The following is a 15,743-nucleotide window of genomic DNA, read 5'->3' on the forward strand; positions in this document are numbered from 1 at the left end:
AAATAGAAGTATTAATTAATACTTGATAAATCAGGCTAACAATAAAATTATTAAAGTGCTAAACCTACCTATGAATATACTACGTACAACATTTTTAATGGCACTGCTCATTGTTCTATTTGTATTAATTGGGCGGGTCATTGGCGGACAGTCGGGAATGACTATCGCCTTCATTCTGGCGCTGGGGATGAATTTCTTCAGTTACTGGTTTTCCGACAAGATGATTCTCAAACTTTACAACGCCCAAGAAATTACACAAGCCGATGCACCCCAGTTGTGGGAAGTAGTCACCCACCTCGCTAAACGAGCTAAACTGCCAATGCCACGAGTTTACATTATTCCATCCGACCAGCCCAACGCCTTTGCTACGGGTCGTGACCCCAAACACGCAGCAGTTGCCGTTACAACTGGCATCCTAGAGATTCTCAATTGGGATGAGCTTGCAGGTGTTCTTGGTCACGAACTAGCACACGTCAAGCATTATGACATCCTCACAAGTACTATTGCTGCAACCATTGCTGGGGCAATTACCTATCTGGCTCAGTTAGCTTACTGGCTCCCTTTTGGACGCGGCGACAGTCGCAATGGTAATCCTTTTGTAGGATTGCTGTTACTGATTACGGCTCCTATCGCCGCTATGCTGATCCAGATGGCAATTTCGCGATCGCGTGAATTTGAAGCTGATGCAGGTGGAGCTAAAATCTCTGGGAATCCGTTGGCACTGGCAAATGCCCTCCGCAAACTTGATGCAGGCGCACGGGCAATACCAATGGATAATGCCACTCCCGCAACTGCACACCTTTTTCAAATCAGTCCTTTTAGCGGCAGAAATGGTATGAGCAATCTTTTTTCTACCCATCCCTCGACTGAGGAACGCATTCGCCGACTAGAGGCAATGGCAGGAAATTTCTAACAGGATGAAGCAGTAATTATGAAAAACAAGTCTGTCTCTAAGTGGGTGGTTCGCATTTTGGCTGCACCAGAAACAAATTTATTTCTGTTCGCTTTTCTCCTTAATTTTGTTTACGAAGTTTGGCAAGCTCCTTACTACGAGTTCTATGGGATGCCCTCTTTATCAGACAAAATTAATGACCTCAATCATTGTACTTTCGGTGATGGTGTTATTACCCTTATCAGTGGTTGGGTTGTGAGCGCTTTGGCTCGTTCTCGTTACTGGATACTTAACCCTGGCTGGCAGTTAGCTTTGAGTTTTACTTGCATAGGCTGGTTTATTACTTTAGTTACAGAAACTTATCGAGTTAATATTGCCAAAACCTATGGCGTTACAGTATTAGCTCTACCCGTTCTTGGTATAAGCTGGCTAGCTGTATTTCAGTGGATAATTTTGCCACCGTTGGTGCTTTATTTAGCTCGCCGTCATCTGCTGGGTTGGGGAGTGGAGGGGAGAGGATGAGCCAGATTGCCGTTAATTTTTATGGTGTATTCCTTGACACAGTTATCATCTCATTTTGAAGAAGTTACCGCTCAATTGCTTAATGGAGTTATTTATGACTATGTCAACGCAAGCAATGACTGATGTCCAGTGGCATCTCAAAGGTGAATGGTTCGATGTCTGTAGCTGCAAACTGCCGTGTCCCTGCACGTTTGCCCAAGAACCGACGTATGGTGACTGCTTGTTCACGCTGGTATGGCAAGTACATGAGGGACAATATAACGATGTCAAACTCAACGGTCTGAGTGTCGTTGCACTGGGAGAGGTTGAGGGAAATCAGTGGACAGAGGATGTCAAAGCATCGATGAAGCTGATGTTTTACATCGACGAGCGTGCTGATGAACGCCAGCGATACGCCCTTGAGCAAATCTTCACAGGCAAAGCTGGGGGTTGGCCGAGGGAATTTAGCAAGCTATTCTGGGAAATCCGAGGGATCGAGTACGCACCTATCGAGGTTGAAATTGCAGAGGACTTGAGGTATTGGCGGGCTGAGATCCCTGAGAAAGTTATAGCAGTAGTTGAGGCACTGACCGGGCCGACGGCAGATCCAAACCATCGTGTTCAGTTGTACAATCCACCAGGTTCTGAAACAGGCCCCGGACAGATAGCTACTTGGGGCGTTGTGAAGAACACTTACGCCATCGGCTTCGATTATTCTCAACCCTTTGAGGGACAATCAAGCAAGCATATCCCGTTTGATTGGAAGGTGCCCTCATAGACAGATGTAGAAAAGACTTCCCGATTGCCCGTTCCTTTCATGTGGGGACAATTGGGGTGACTCTTAATACCGTACTCCTTCAGGCTATCGAGATGAACGATAAAAATTGCTTGGTACGAATTCATCAAGACGTGTCATATAGGAAATTTTATTTATGGACGTACCGTCAAAAACTCCGCAAATCAAACGTTCTAAACGATGGGTGCTTCTGTTAGCAATTACTGTTGGAATTGCTACTATTTTTACCGCAGTTTACACAATCTCACGGTATCGACGACTGTCCTCCACGTCTGCACCAACTCCCTCACCAACTGTTGCAATAGCTAGGAAGGTAACAGCCCTGGGACGTTTAGAACCCAAAGGCGAAGCTGTTCACGCAGCTACAACTGGTTCTCTGGAAGGAACTCGGATTCTCCAAATTTTGGTAAAAGAAGGAGACAAAGTTCGGGCTGGGCAAATTCTCGCCATCCTGGATACACGCGATCGCCGTTTAGCTGCTTTGAAAGAAGCGACCGAACAAGTAAAAGTTGCTCAAGCTCGTTTGGCACAGGTAAAAGCCGGAGCCAAAGCCGGGGAAATTAATGCTCAAAAGGCAACAATTGTGCGAATGGAAGCTGAGTTACAGGGTAATGTGAAAGCTCAGTCAGCAACGGTAGAACGTTTGGAGGCAGAGTTACGCAATGCTGAAACCGAGTATAAACGCTACCAGCAGCTCTATCAAGAGGGTGCAGTTTCAGCATCTACCCGTGACAGCAAGCGTTTAGCAACAGAAACCGCTCAGAAAAAGCTAGAGGAAGGTAGAGTCACGCTCAAGCGGATTCAGGAGTCAGTGCAAGCACAACTGAACGAAGCTAAAGCCACGCTTTCTCGCATCGCTGAAGTCCGTCCCACTGATGTGCAAGCGGCGCAAGCAGAAGTAGATAAGGCAAAAGCTGCCGTTGAACAAGCAAAAGCAAACTTGGAACTATCATACGTGCGATCGCCAAGAGACGGTCGAATTTTGAAAATCCATGCCCGTCCTGGGGAAGTGGTAAGCAACCAGGGAGAAGGAATTCTCAAACTTGGTCAAACCGACCAAATGTATGCGGTGGCTGAGGTGTATGAAACTGACATTAGTAAAGTTCGTCTTGGACAACGTGCTACAGTTACCAGTGATGCATTTCCCGGAAAATTACAGGGCACGGTAGACCAAATTGGCTGGGAAGTGGGTAAAAAAGACGTTCTCAGCACCGATCCCGCAGCTGCCACAGATGTCAGAGTCGTCGAAGTAAAAATTGGTCTAGACTCTGCTTCTAGCCAGCGAGTTGCTAGCTTAACCAATTTGCAAGTAACTGTGGAGATTGAGCCATGAACCGCAAATTATTTCTAGCTTGGCTGCAACTCTCCAGGGAAAGAGCAAGGCTGTTGGTTGCTCTTGCGGGGATTGCCTTTGCAGTTATTCTCATGTTTATGCAGCTAGGCTTTCAGGCGGCGCTGTTTGAAAGTGCAACCCGCGTGCATCAAAGTATTAATGCAGATGTGGTGCTAATTAATCCTCGCTCGCGTGCGTTGATCAGCATGAACAACTTCTCCAGACGGCGTTTGTATCAGGCTCTAGGTTTTGATGGCGTAGAGTCGATTAATTCAGTATATTTAGGTTTGGGAACCTGGAAAAGTCCTGAAAGCCAACGCGATCGCGCCATCTTAGTTTTAGGAATTGACCCAACCAAGACAACTCTACACATCCCAGAAATCAATCAAAACCTGGATAAGCTAAAGCTTGATGATGTTGCCATTCTCGACCGGGTTTCTCGACCGGAATTTCAACCGTTCATTGCAGAAGTTGCTCAAGGTAAAGTCATCACCCCTGAAATCAATAGTAGAAAAATTAAAGTCGTAGGCTTGTTTACAGTTGGTTCGTCTTTTGGTTCTGATGCACTCTTAATTACCAGTGAAGTTAATTTTTTGCGTATTTTCAAAACCCGTGAAGCTGGAGAAATTAATATTGGTTTAATCAAAGTCAAGCCTAATGCAAATATTAAAAACATTGCTCAGGGGATACAAGCTAACTTACCAAAAGACGTGCAGGTGCTAACTCACGATGAATTTGTGGAATTTGAGAAAACCTACTGGCAAAAAAATACAGCCATTGGCTTTGTTTTCACACTAGGAACCATCATGGGATTTATTGTAGGAAGTGTGATTGTCTATCAAGTTCTTTATACCAATGTCTCTGACCATTTGGCTGAGTATGCAACGCTAAAAGCAATGGGGTATAAGGATACCTACCTGTTATTAATGGTGTTTCAAGAAGCTCTGATTCTGGGATTTTTAGGTTATATACCTGGATTTGCAATCACACTAGGTCTATACGACCTAACCAAAAAAGCCACCAGTTTACCGATGGCAATAGATATTGGACGAAGTTTAATGGTTTTAATATTGACAATTTTTATGTGCTTTATTTCTGGTGCAATTGCAGTTCGGAAATTACAAGCTGCCGATCCTGCTGATATTTTTTAGCCATGAATTATGACTTACGAATTATAACTCTAAACACAGATCTAAACAATATTTATTAAACCTATGTATCAACAACCTGTTGTAAAAGTCTGTCATCTCAATCACTATTTTGGTCAAGATGAATTAAAGAAGCAGGTTTTATTTGACATTAACCTGGAAATATATGCTGGAGAAATTGTCATTATGATGGGTCCATCTGGGTCAGGGAAAACAACTTTACTTACCTTGATCGGTGGTTTGCGGTCTGTCCAAGAGGGAAGCCTTAAAGTGTTTGGTCGCGAGCTATATGGAGCCAACAAAGACCAACTCTTTGAAATTAGGCGTAACATCGGTTATATCTTCCAAGCTCATAATTTGCTCAAATTCTTAACAGCTTGGCAGAATGTGCAAACATCCCTTGAACTGCACGCAGATATTCCAGCTGAAGAACTCCGTCCCAGAGCAGAAGCCATGCTTAAAGCAGTAGGGTTAGAACATCGGGTGAACTATTACCCAGAAAATCTCTCTGGCGGGCAAAAACAAAAGGTAGCGATCGCTCGCGCCCTAGTTAGTCATCCCAAGCTGATTTTAGCCGACGAACCAACTGCTGCTTTAGATAGTAAATCAGGACGAGACGTAGTAGAACTGATGCAACAACTAGCACAAGAGCAGGGATGCCCTATTTTGGTTGTCACACATGACAATCGCATTCTAGATATAGCTGACCGTATTGTTCGCATGGAAGATGGTCGGCTAGCTGTGGATACTACTGTTTCTACAAGTTAATTTATTTCTTACCTACTTTCACGGTGGTCAAAAATGTCTGAACAGAGCGCTATTGCTGTCTACGACAGTATGGCGTGGAACTAGCGAAGCTGTCACCAGGGGCAAACTAAACGGTATAGTTTAGAAGCAGAATTGAGAAAACCTGAAGCAGTCAAAGTTTCAGTCTGTCCAAAAAGATTCAAATCGTTTAGGGGACAATTGAGTATAACGGACAGTATGGTGAATGTTCTTATGGCCTAAATAATCCTGAATAGCTCTTGTATCATGACCTTGGGAAGCTAAATAGTAGCCACAGGCGTGACGCAGTTGGTGAGGATGAACAGGTTGATTAATTAGAGCAAGTTTACCTGCTCGTGCCACAATCTGACGAATAGACCTAGTAGAGAGCGGAGCTTTACGCTCAGAGACAAACACATACTGAGTGTCAGGATAATCCCGCAATAGACAGCGTAATGCCCTTAGTTCAGGAGAACGCAGAGGATGAATGCTATCATGTCCGTGCTTAACGCGGTGAATCTCAATATAGCCCCCTGACAAATCTACCTGTGACCATTTGAGGGCAACCAATTCGGCAGTGCGAAGCCCGTGACGAAACATGAGTAAGATAATAGCTGCGTCCCTCACTCCATGCCTGCCTACTTTTCGTGCAGCTTTCACCATCACCTCAACTTCTTTGGGGCGCAAATATTCCCTATCTCGTTCTGATGGTAACTTCGGGGGAGGAGAGCGAGTGTTAGACTTTGCCGAAAAAGGAAGTTGAGCAGAGGCTTCTAAAATAAGTTAAAGTCTCATGACAATGGTTGTACTTCTAAGATACATTGCCTAAAAGAAAACAAACTAGGCAAAGTTATATTAATGAAGAAAAACTGGCAGCCCGAAGAACTGATAGAGTTTTGGACTTTACTACCAGATGAATTAGCATTAATAAATAAGAAAAATAGCCAAAATAAGTTGGGTTTCGCTTTATTACTCAAATTTTTTCAGATTGAGACTAGATTTCCAGAGAATCTGCAAGATATCCCTAGCATTGTGATTAATTACGTTGCTAGACAAATTAATGTTTCAGTAGATAAATATCGAGATTACGATTGGCAAGGGCGTTCAATAAAATATCACCGTTCTCAAGTCCGAAATTTTTTTGGCTTCCAAGAAGCAACTCTCAATGATGCACAAGAGCTTACTAATTGGTTGGTAGAACAAGCACTAATTTATGAGTTAAAATTTGAGCAACTAAAATTAGCAGCAATTGCACGTTTAAGAGAGCTAAAAATAGAACTGCTGTCATCAAGTCGATTAGAACGTATCACCCGTTCTGCACTCCATACTTTTGAGGAAAGATTTCTTAATCAAACTACAGAGAACTTAGGAGCAAAAACAAAAGAGCAGATAGACAATTTATTAATTTCTTCTAACTCTGCCTCAGAATTAGATAATAAATCTGGATTAGAATTCTTAGAAGAAATTACCTCGGAATTAGAGCTATCTAAATTCAATGAATTAAAAACTGACCCTGGTAGAATAGGTGTTGAGAGCTTTCAGAAAGAAATCGAAAAGCTGGAAATATTACGTCAGATAGAGTTACCAGAAAATTTATTCAAAACAATACCAACCAAAGTTCTACAAACATATAAGCAGCGCGTGCTTGTGGAATATCCTCGTGACTTACGCCGTCACCCTGAGCCAATTCGTTATACTTTAATCGTCGCTTTCTGTTGGCTGAGAAGTCAAGAGATTATCGATAATTTAGTAGAACTGCTAATACTTATTGTACATCGCATTGGCGCGAAGGCAGAAAAACGTGTTGAGCAAGAACTACTCAATGATTTTAAAAAAGTCAATGGTAAGACTAATTTATTATTTCAGATGGCGGAAGCTTCTTTAAAACAGCCAGAGGGGGTAATCAAAGAAGTAATTTTTCCAGTGGTTAGTGAAGCGACTCTTAAAAATTTAGTTAAAGAGTATAAATCGACTGGTAATGCTTATCGCTCACGAGTTTATACGGTAATGCGAAGTTCCTACGGCAGACATTATCGCCGAATATTACCGTTAATTTTAGAGCAGTTAGAATTTCGCTCAAATAATGAGGTACATCGTCCGGTAATTCAAGCCTTGGAATTGATGAAAAAGTATGCTGACAGCAAACAACGCTACTATGACATAGGAGAAGAAATACCTGTCGAGGGAGTATTACGTAGTGGCTGGCAAGAATTAATTTTAGAGAAGAATGCAGACGGCGATATCAAAGTTAATCGCATTAATTATGAGTTAAGTGCATTACAAGCCTTAAGAGAAAAGCTTAGATGCAAGGAAATTTGGGTAGTAGGAGCCAACCGTTATCGTAACCCAGAAGAAGATTTACCTCATGACTTTGAGATGCAACGCGAAGAATATTTCCACGCACTTAATCAACCATCAGATGTTGAGAAATTTATTGCTAATTTGAAAGCAGCAATGGAACAAGCTCTCTGTGAATTTGATAGAGGGTTGCCCAAAAACAAGTATGTAAAAATTAAAACTAAAGGTAAAGCAAGGATTTGTGTAACACCTCTCAAGCCGCAAAACGAACCTCTAAACCTCGCACGTTTAAAAAATGAAATTCAAAGGCGCTGGCCCCAAACAAGCCTTTTAGATATCCTCAAGGAAACAGACTTACGTGTTGGTTTTAGCGACCATTTTAAATCAGTTTCAACGCGAGAAGTCTTAGAAGAAGAATCACTACAAAAGCGTTTGTTGCTATGTTTATACGGTTTGGGAACAAATACTGGACTCAAGCGTTTGAGTGATGAAATGGGTGGTGACGATTACAAGAATTTACTGCACGTTAGGCGGCGTTACATTCACAAACAACAGTTGCGTAACGCTATTGCTAGTGTTGCCAATGCTATTTTTCGCACCAGGATGACCCACATTTGGGGAGAAGGTACAACTGCTTGCGCTTCTGACTCCAAAAAATTTGGTTCTTGGGATCAAAATCTTATGACCGAATGGCACATCCGCTATGGTGGTCGCGGTGTAATGATTTACTGGCACGTTGAAAATAATTCGGTATGTATCTATTCACAGCTAAAAACCTGTTCTAGTAGCGAAGTTGCAGCGATGATTGAAGGTTTGCTGCGTCATTGTACCGAGATGAAGATAGAAAAGAATTTCGTTGATAGCCACGGTCAAAGTGAGGTTGCTTTTGCTTTTACCCATCTACTGGGTTTTCAACTTATGCCCCGCCTCAAACGCATCCACGCGCAAAAATTGTATCTTCCAGAAACTGGGACTAATAGTGCCTATCCTAATTTACAAGCAATTATTAAACGTTCAATCCGATGGGATTTGCTCAGACAGCAGTACGACCAGATGGTTAAATATGCTACAGCACTGCGATTAGGAATGGCGGAAACTGATGCCATCTTGAAGCGTTTTACTAAAGGTAATTTGTTACATCCCACCTATCAAGCGTTAGCAGAATTGGGTAAGGCTGTTAAGACTATTTTCTTGTGTAAATATCTGCATTCGATTGAAGTCCGGCAAGAGATTCATTCTGGGCTAAATGTAGTTGAAAACTGGAACAGTGCTAACAGTTTTATTTTCTATGGAAAAGGTGGAGAAATAGCAACAAATCGTTTGGATGATCAAGAAGTAGCTGTGTTATCTCTGCATTTATTGCAGATTTCTTTGGTATATATCAATACTTTGATGATTCAAGAGGTTTTGTCACAACCCCAATGGATGAAGACAATGAAGCAAGCAGATTTACGATCGCTTTCGCCTTTGATTTGGCGGCACGTCAATCCATATGGTATTTTCCGTCTAGATATGAATGAACGAATACCAATTGAAAAAACAGCGTAGCTGTTTTAATCATTACCATCTGAGTCACAATTAAGCGTCAGTATCCAAGGCTCTCAATTCTGCTTTTAAACTATACCGTTTAGTTTGTCCCTGGTGACAGCTTCGCTAGTTCCACGCCAGCTTACAAGTTTGTTTGCAATCAAGACATCTGTGACCAGGTGATAGACCTGATTGAAGCAGACGAGATAGGTAGTATAAGTGATGGTATCGCTTGGATGCGGAATGGCGATCGCAATCCGTTTCGGCGTTTCCAAATTGGTCAAGTATATCAATTTAAGGAAAGACTGCGGACAGAGTTGGAAATCGTGGGGCGTGTTATTGGTATAACTAATGAATTTGTTGTGTTTGGATTGAGGAATTTAGTAAATATGAACCTAGAAATTGTGAATCTACGTCCGAGACAGATTGATGCAGAGTTGCAAGATGAACCATCTGCTGAACAGAGAGCAAGAATTCTTCACTTAATGGAAAAGTTTAGTGATGTTTTCCCAGTTCAGGTATCTTTAGCTGAGTTGTTAAAACTACCAAATTTAACTGATAAAGAGGAGGTTTTATTACGGATGTATGAATCTGACGTATTTGAAAAAACCTGGGAGGATTATAAGAACCAAATGCAAGCAATGGAAGTGTCTACAAATCGAAAAAAGGATAATATTCGTGCTGCATAGGTAGCTGTGAGCAGTTAATCTAGCAGAGAATTTATCCCACAATTTAACGTTACCTAATAGATTAGCATCTCAATACTGATTGCAGTACGAGTTCATATTTTGGGTGCTGAACTCGTATGGATATATTTGACTGTTTTTTGTTTTTAAATTCGTTGGTGCAGTGTAATTTAATCTTCACCCATTGTACTAACCTCTGTCAGTTTTTGGTGACACTTTTAGGTGTTACTAGCTTTGCATTCTTATTCCAAAACTATTTTCTAGATTTAGTCACAACTTCGCTAGAACTGACGTATTTAAATAGCTCTCAAAAAAAAGTTGGGTAGCCGCATTGTTGTTGGTGAAGCGTGTTGGACTAAATCTTAGCCTAAGCCTACGTATGTCTAAGCCTAAACAAGTATAACCTCTGTTTGCTTTCAACCATGAGACGATTACCAGTCGCCTCCAACAAGCGGATAACCAACCGCTTCTTAATAAAACAAAAATTTCAAATTTAGGCTAACACATTTTGACCAACAGCGAGGCTACCTGATGCACTAAAACCATCAGGACAGTCACTCATGTTCCAAGAAGATGTCGGGGCAGATGTTGATAACAGGCCCCAATTAAGTCTTTCACAGCCTTCAAAAAAGAAAATCAAACCCCATTTACCCTCAGAATCTGTGGGTAAACGCTACGTAGAGCGTTTTTGGCATCCATTTGGGGCGATAGTTGCCCCTTCTTTAGTAGAAGGTGCAAAACCAGCATGGCGTACCATCGATTATTACCTGCAACCTTCCCAACTGTGGAAGTTGCACCAAGATAAGTCAAAATTAGTAGGTCTACGCTTTGACAACACAACCCGTTACGGCACAATCGATTTAGACTTTTTTGGTGACTACCATAACATTGAATCCATAAATCGCATCAAAGCGGCACTAGAGGAAATCGGCATAGTCGATATCGTCATTCTCCAGTCCAGCTTTAGTGGTGGTTATCACTTGATTTTAAACTTTGCATCTCCCCTGCCTACCTTTGCCCTAGCCTGCGCCTTAGAAATTACTTTGAGAAATGCAGGCTTTATCATACGCCAAGGACACCTAGAAATCTTCCCCAACACTAAACCATATAGTGCCAAACAAATAACCAACTACAAAGCCATCCGTTGTCCCATGCAACCGGGTAGTGGGTCATTTTTACTTGATGATGACTTACAACCAATTAGCGATTCCGTTTCTATCTTCCTCGATTATTGCGATCGCGCGGCCAGTCGGCAAGATTTAACCAAATTAAAACGGGTAGCGAACAAAGCCAAAAAACAAATTTCACAGGAGAGATATCGTAAGCAAGAGTCTGCTGATGCTGCACAGTGGCGTGCCAACTGGGAAGAAATAATTGCGATCGGTTGGACAGGACAAGGACAAACAAACACCCTCCTACAAATCTTTGCAGGCTACGGAATTGTCTTTCTAGACTTAAGAGGCGATAAATTAGTCGAATTTTGCCTTTCCACCGCAATTAACGCCCCTGGCTATGAGCAATATTGCCGACACCAACATGAAATCGAAGCTAGAGTACGGCATTGGGTAGAATGCACAATTCGTAATAAATGGTACAGTGCCTACGTTAGTTATCCCGAACGGCTGTTGGGTACATTCGTCAACACATTTGCAGAAGCAATAGCAGGTGTTAGCAGGATCGATCAACCTAAAGATAACGTAATTTCATTTGACCGTCGCCACCAACAGAACTGGGAACGCAGCCAACAAGCCCAAAGACGCATCCAGATAGTAGTAACAGCAATAGAGTGGAGTAGTGGATTACCAGCAGGGGCTACTGAACGGGCAAAAGCTATACGTGCTGAGTATAAACGCCGCTTTAACAAAACTGTCTCTCAAGAGACACTACAAAAGCACTTACATTTGTGGCATCCCACACGCTACATTTTAGACCCTTGGGCAGAAAATAGCTCAAACCCTTATCAATCAAGTGAGAACGGGCAATTTTATGAATTTCAAAGCTCATTTGTAAAACACGATACTCAAAATCCTTGTGGAATAAGTAATTACGTTCATTCTTTCTATATGAAGGTGTTTTGTAAGTGCTTACCTCCTGCTGCTACAGCCCCCCAAGGGTTGGAGTCAGCAGGGTTTGTTGAACAACCCGATGTTTCTCAGTCAGACTCAGCTGTCATCCAGTCTGCGGAAAATGTTGAACTCATAAATTCTTCTAATACTGCTGACATTAATTCAAATAAAACCAGCAATCAATTAGAGAATTCAGTTCATACAAATATTTTACAATCAAATCAATTCAGTTCTCATCAGGATTTTATATACCTGTGTAGCTCCGGCACGTCGTCAAAAGTTGATAATCAAAACTTATCTAACACGGAGGATAACGGGCTGGGTGTAGTTTCGATACCTGCTGCGGTTCCACTAGAACAACCACTCCAAAACCCCAACAATGGCTTGCAGGGTGCATCTGTTGGTGACGAGACTGCTGATGTTTCCTACCGCATCGAGGAACTCAAGCGAGTGACAAAACTACGGCTAATGGCTTTAACCCAAGCTAAGGCTAAGGTGCGCCAATACTGCGTAATCACGGGACATATTCTCAGCACTCAAGAACGCGATCGCTTAGAGCAACGTGCCAAAATGCAATTCTACCTCGATTCCGGTAACGAAACTCTAATTGCAGAAGCTAAGGAGTGGGCGACTGCCAATCCTGGGTGTCTACCGTTTTCCTTGGAGTTGGAAAGCGAAAAATTTTGGAAAAGATGAGGGACATCAGGCGCTAAGATGTTTGGTATTTTAGATTTTAACTGCACAAAAAGAGGTGATTCAGCTTTACAGAAGTTATTATATTTGTGAGTAAAATTTGGTACAAAAATATAGAAGGAGATATGAAAGATATCTTAATGGAAAAACTGTTTAATCAAGCAGTTGAACCAATCTTCCAAGCCAACAATTTAACTAAATATTCAGCACTCAAACAAAGAGAGGATGAATTTAAATTACTGTTTAATATTGAATTAGCAGAATACGTGGACTCGAAAAGAGGATTTAATTTTTCTCTATTTATCCGCGACTTTTTAAGTGAAGATTGCTTGCTGTACAGGGATGCTATTCAACAAAAATATGGAGAGCGGGCAGCGGATTTGATTGGGGAATTAATTTGTATTTGAAAGCAAAAAAAGTTAGCCGGTAGTTAGAATTTTATGACTGTACGGTCAGCGTTCCGTGCAACTTTAAAACTATGTATCTGTATTTTCTTGACTTAATTGTTGCCCAAACTCAGAAATTGACTCTGTAATACTAGCCCGTCTCAACAACTGCTTGAGTTTATCAAGCTCATAAATTTTATTTACTTGCTCAATTAATCCAGGGGGAACTTGATTAAATCTAGCTTCTAGAACTTCAGCGATCGACTCCTGGATAGCCTGCGCTCTGCCTATGCGTTCTATGCTTGTCATGTATGTCATTTCTTGTTCAGCCTCAAAACGATCTAATTCGGCTTTAAAATTTAAGTCTAACTCCGGCGGTAGAGTCATTAATCTATCTAGCAACTGGAGTAATTAAATGACTTTGCCTTTACTCCGGCTAGAGAAGCGTTTTATCTGCTGGTTTTATTATCTGTGTTTGTATCTTCCTGACTTAATTGTTGCTCAAACTCAGATATTGAACCTGTAGTTACTGCTTTTTCTAACAATTGATTCAATAACTCAATGTCATATAATTTATTTAATTTTTCTACTAATTCAGTAGGAACATCTTTAAATCGAATTGTTAGGATTTGAACAATATATTTCTGGGTAGCTTCTGCTATACCTATGCGTTCTATGCTTGTCATGTATGTCATTTCTTGTTCAGCCTCAAAACGCTCTAATTCTGCTTTGAAATTTAAGTCTAACTCTGGTGGTAGAGTCATTAATCTATCTAGCAACCGGAAGATTTGCTGGATTTTATCTCTACTATAGCCTAACTCATACATTCGTTTAATTAAGCTCAACTTCCACTGCAATCGGCCTGCTAAATCTTGAGTTGTCGCTTGTGTCCGCAGGTGCGCCATCACCAGTACAGCAAAAGGACTATCACTTTGTTCTAATTCTGACCAACGAGATTCATAGTCCAGTAGTTTCACAATGGGAAACTGAAGACTCAAGCGGCATCCCCAACGACCATAACTATATTCTTGTGGTCGCCAATTGGCTTGATTATCCCCCAGAATTGCCAAGCTAACAACTTCCTGGTTATAACGGTCAAAGATTCTGTAGTGGTAAGAAAACATCCGTTTAGGGAAGTTCGTATCTACTTGACTTTGGATTTCCAGGTGAATCAGCAACCAAGTTTCCTTTCCATCTTTTAGCCAAACTTTGATTAGCTTATCGACAAATTGTTTACCAATTTCAGATTCTCTTATCAATTGTTGCAATTCTTGATCGAGAAAATCATAGCCTCGTTCCCAATCAATTTCTGCTTGAATCTCTGGAAAGAAGAATGCAAGAAACGCTTCAAAATATTGTTCTACACCTTCCTTCCAAGCACCATCATAATCAGCTCGTACTTCACTCATAGATTATTTCCCATCAAAATATCATAATGCCTTTTTTGAAAGTCAAGTTACTTTAAACGACATAAAATTTATGACTAATTTACATATCAACAAATGTTTGTTTAATGTGGAATTTTGTTGCTTGGCTTTTTGAGCGAGAGGTTACATACTCAAATTAGTTTATTCAAAATAAATTAGGAAAATTTTATTGAGCAATATTGTTGCTGATTTTTCTATTTCATTAATTTAATTGATTAATTTTTGTTTACAAATTTAAAAATTTAGATTGACATTAACCTAACACAACAAAGTTTAGTTACTTTGTAAACAATATTATGACCCGAAAAAATAAAGAACAACCAGCCATGTCAAATAATACTTCCTCTAATACTAATGGTAAACCTCAAAAGCGACTGATAATTGTAACAGGTGATAAAGGTGGCGTGGGTAAAAGTACCTTTGCACGAGCAATATTTCAACTTTATATTAATAAAAATTTACCCTGTATTGCTTATGAAGCTGACCTCAGGAATCCTCAGATAGAAAGATATTTTCAAAAAAATTACCGTCCTATAATACGTTATATTGATATTTTTCATAGAGGTGGTGCTGACGATTTATTAATTAATCTAGATGAGAGTGATTGTCCTATCACATTATTAGACTTGCCAGCACAATCTGGAGGTTTCTTTGAAAGTTATGTCAAAGAGCTTGCATTTTTTGAAGTTCTGAAAACTGAAATTAATTGTCGAGTGACAATGGTTTCAGTCATTAGTAGAGTTCTTGACTCTATAAATGTTTTAGAAAAACTTCGTGAACTTTGTAAAGACCAAGTAGATTATATTGTTGTCAAAAATCTATTTCATGGTGAAGAAGAAAAGTTTGACCGATATAATGACTCTTCTCTACGTCAGAATATGCTTGCGGAAGGTCTAATAGAACTTGTAATGCCAGATTTATTCTACAAGTCTTATGATTTTCTTGACCGCCATGCTTTAACATTTAATGAAGGTCAGACTCATCAAGAAACAAATATTGTAATTAAGTCAAGAATTAAATCTTGGGTTGCTGAGTTTGAAGTGCAAATTAAGCCAGCATTTAATTTATTGGGTTTTGATATACAACCAGATGACTGTTACTACCCAGCAGTTGTGGAAAAATCTAAAGAGCTTAGAGAAAACGAAGAAAAAGAAAAAGCTAAAAACCAAGATGCAAATTTAACATCTGAAGATATAGCTGCTTAATTGAATAGGTTGCTTGGTTT

General features: G+C 40.7%; 14 protein-coding genes. 11 read left to right on the forward strand and 3 right to left on the reverse strand.

Translation table 11 applies throughout. From position 1 onward, the window contains the following. Positions 1-70: 70 nt before the first annotated feature. The 6 genes from htpX (at position 71) to QUB80_RS23520 (ending at position 5,438) form a co-directional block, all read left to right on the forward strand. Positions 71-913 carry a zinc metalloprotease HtpX gene (htpX, locus tag QUB80_RS23495; protein WP_289791890.1) on the forward strand — a complete coding sequence of 281 codons (843 nt, stop codon included), beginning with the start codon at positions 71-73 and terminating at the stop codon, positions 911-913. Between the two features lie 18 nt (positions 914-931). Then, positions 932-1,414 (forward strand): hypothetical protein, encoded by a 483-nt coding sequence (locus QUB80_RS23500; RefSeq protein WP_289791891.1) that lies wholly within the window; start codon positions 932-934, stop codon positions 1,412-1,414. 94 nt (positions 1,415-1,508) lie between these two features. Beyond that, entirely contained in the window at positions 1,509-2,171 is a 663-nt protein-coding gene (locus tag QUB80_RS23505) for a DUF1326 domain-containing protein (protein WP_289791892.1), read from the forward strand. A 154-nt stretch (positions 2,172-2,325) separates the two neighbouring features. Beyond that, on the forward strand, positions 2,326-3,522 hold the full coding sequence (locus tag QUB80_RS23510; protein WP_289791893.1) for an ABC exporter membrane fusion protein: 1,197 nt from the start codon (positions 2,326-2,328) through the stop codon (positions 3,520-3,522). Then, positions 3,519-4,673 carry an ABC transporter permease DevC gene (devC, locus tag QUB80_RS23515; protein ID WP_289791894.1) on the forward strand — a complete coding sequence of 385 codons (1,155 nt, stop codon included), beginning with the start codon at positions 3,519-3,521 and terminating at the stop codon, positions 4,671-4,673. Before QUB80_RS23510 ends, devC begins: the two co-directional genes overlap by 4 nt. Positions 4,674-4,736: 63 nt before the next feature. After that, positions 4,737-5,438: a DevA family ABC transporter ATP-binding protein gene (locus QUB80_RS23520; protein WP_289791895.1), complete on the forward strand. Its 702-nt coding sequence runs from the start codon at positions 4,737-4,739 to the stop codon at positions 5,436-5,438. A 159-nt stretch (positions 5,439-5,597) separates the two neighbouring features. Here QUB80_RS23520 and QUB80_RS23525 read toward each other — a convergent pair whose 3' ends face one another. Continuing rightward, positions 5,598-6,122, reverse strand: coding sequence for a tyrosine-type recombinase/integrase (locus tag QUB80_RS23525; RefSeq protein ID WP_289791896.1), 525 nt, complete (start codon positions 6,120-6,122; stop codon positions 5,598-5,600). A gap of 171 nt (positions 6,123-6,293) precedes the next feature. Between QUB80_RS23525 and QUB80_RS23530 the strand changes: the two genes are divergently transcribed. The 4 genes from QUB80_RS23530 to QUB80_RS23545 all read left to right on the forward strand — a co-directional run bounded on the left by QUB80_RS23530 (position 6,294) and on the right by QUB80_RS23545 (position 13,112). Next, complete coding sequence (locus QUB80_RS23530; RefSeq protein WP_289791897.1) at positions 6,294-9,281, forward strand: Tn3 family transposase; 2,988 nt, start codon at positions 6,294-6,296, stop codon at positions 9,279-9,281. Between the two features lie 158 nt (positions 9,282-9,439). Beyond that, entirely contained in the window at positions 9,440-9,949 is a 510-nt protein-coding gene (locus QUB80_RS23535) for a hypothetical protein (protein WP_289791898.1), read from the forward strand. 557 nt (positions 9,950-10,506) lie between these two features. Then, positions 10,507-12,708, forward strand: coding sequence for a hypothetical protein (locus tag QUB80_RS23540; RefSeq protein ID WP_289791899.1), 2,202 nt, complete (start codon positions 10,507-10,509; stop codon positions 12,706-12,708). A gap of 122 nt (positions 12,709-12,830) precedes the next feature. Beyond that, complete coding sequence (locus tag QUB80_RS23545) at positions 12,831-13,112, forward strand: hypothetical protein (protein ID WP_289791900.1); 282 nt, start codon at positions 12,831-12,833, stop codon at positions 13,110-13,112. A 69-nt stretch (positions 13,113-13,181) separates the two neighbouring features. Here the strand turns inward: QUB80_RS23545 and QUB80_RS23550 are convergent, their stop codons facing one another. Together QUB80_RS23550 and QUB80_RS23555 are read right to left on the reverse strand one after the other, a co-directional pair. Then, positions 13,182-13,478, reverse strand: coding sequence for a hypothetical protein (locus QUB80_RS23550; protein ID WP_289791901.1), 297 nt, complete (start codon positions 13,476-13,478; stop codon positions 13,182-13,184). A 62-nt stretch (positions 13,479-13,540) separates the two neighbouring features. After that, positions 13,541-14,500: an RpnC/YadD family protein gene (locus tag QUB80_RS23555; RefSeq protein WP_289791902.1), complete on the reverse strand. Its 960-nt coding sequence runs from the start codon at positions 14,498-14,500 to the stop codon at positions 13,541-13,543. A gap of 314 nt (positions 14,501-14,814) precedes the next feature. Between QUB80_RS23555 and QUB80_RS23560 the strand changes: the two genes are divergently transcribed. After that, the gene (locus QUB80_RS23560) at positions 14,815-15,723 is read left to right on the forward strand and encodes a P-loop NTPase family protein (protein WP_289791903.1); all 909 of its coding nucleotides are present in this window, start codon (positions 14,815-14,817) and stop codon (positions 15,721-15,723) included. Positions 15,724-15,743 lie beyond the last annotated feature (20 nt).

The sequence above is a fragment of the Chlorogloeopsis sp. ULAP01 genome, assembly GCF_030381805.1.
Classification (GTDB): Bacteria; Cyanobacteriota; Cyanobacteriia; order Cyanobacteriales; family Nostocaceae; genus Chlorogloeopsis.

What these genes read in the sequence shown, in the direction of transcription:
- htpX (WP_289791890.1), top strand. Translation starts at nt 71, where the DNA reads ATGAATATACTACGTACAACATTTTTAATGGCACTGCTCATTGTTCTA.
- QUB80_RS23500 (WP_289791891.1), top strand. Translation starts at nt 932, where the DNA reads ATGAAAAACAAGTCTGTCTCTAAGTGGGTGGTTCGCATTTTGGCTGCA.
- QUB80_RS23505 (WP_289791892.1), top strand. Translation starts at nt 1,509, where the DNA reads ATGACTATGTCAACGCAAGCAATGACTGATGTCCAGTGGCATCTCAAA.
- QUB80_RS23510 (WP_289791893.1), top strand. Translation starts at nt 2,326, where the DNA reads ATGGACGTACCGTCAAAAACTCCGCAAATCAAACGTTCTAAACGATGG.
- devC (WP_289791894.1), top strand. Translation starts at nt 3,519, where the DNA reads ATGAACCGCAAATTATTTCTAGCTTGGCTGCAACTCTCCAGGGAAAGA.
- QUB80_RS23520 (WP_289791895.1), top strand. Translation starts at nt 4,737, where the DNA reads ATGTATCAACAACCTGTTGTAAAAGTCTGTCATCTCAATCACTATTTT.
- QUB80_RS23530 (WP_289791897.1), top strand. Translation starts at nt 6,294, where the DNA reads ATGAAGAAAAACTGGCAGCCCGAAGAACTGATAGAGTTTTGGACTTTA.
- QUB80_RS23540 (WP_289791899.1), top strand. Translation starts at nt 10,507, where the DNA reads ATGTTCCAAGAAGATGTCGGGGCAGATGTTGATAACAGGCCCCAATTA.
- QUB80_RS23545 (WP_289791900.1), top strand. Translation starts at nt 12,831, where the DNA reads ATGAAAGATATCTTAATGGAAAAACTGTTTAATCAAGCAGTTGAACCA.
- QUB80_RS23550 (WP_289791901.1), bottom strand. Translation starts at nt 13,478, where the DNA reads ATGACTCTACCGCCGGAGTTAGACTTAAATTTTAAAGCCGAATTAGAT.
- QUB80_RS23555 (WP_289791902.1), bottom strand. Translation starts at nt 14,500, where the DNA reads ATGAGTGAAGTACGAGCTGATTATGATGGTGCTTGGAAGGAAGGTGTA.
- QUB80_RS23560 (WP_289791903.1), top strand. Translation starts at nt 14,815, where the DNA reads ATGACCCGAAAAAATAAAGAACAACCAGCCATGTCAAATAATACTTCC.